This is a genomic window from Paraburkholderia sp. SIMBA_054, from assembly GCF_046534875.1.
Classification (GTDB): Bacteria; Pseudomonadota; Gammaproteobacteria; order Burkholderiales; family Burkholderiaceae; genus Paraburkholderia; species Paraburkholderia hospita.
Window position 1 is genome coordinate 1 of record NZ_JAWRXV010001595.1, and the last position, 240, is coordinate 240.

Consider the following 240-nt stretch of genomic DNA (forward strand, 5'->3'; position numbering starts at 1 on the left):
GCGCGCGCGTATCAGCAGGTGCCGATTGCGATCACTGTGGAAGGCGCGAACATACTCACGCGCTGCCTGATCATTTTCGGCCAGGGCGCGATTCGCTGCCATCCGTATGTGCTGAAGGAGATGAGCGCGACCCGCGAGGCGGACCGCGCCAAAGCGCTGCGCGATTTCGACGACGCGTTCTTCGGCCACGTCGCCTTCACGCTTTCGAACGTGGTACGCAGCTTCGTCTACGGCATCACG

The 240-nt window shown here is 62.9% G+C and carries 1 protein-coding gene; it reads left to right on the forward strand.

The window, feature by feature from the left end:
* A partial coding sequence (locus SB822_RS60445) for an acyl-CoA dehydrogenase domain-containing protein (RefSeq protein ID WP_410859564.1) occupies positions 1–240 on the forward strand: 240 nt, incomplete at both ends.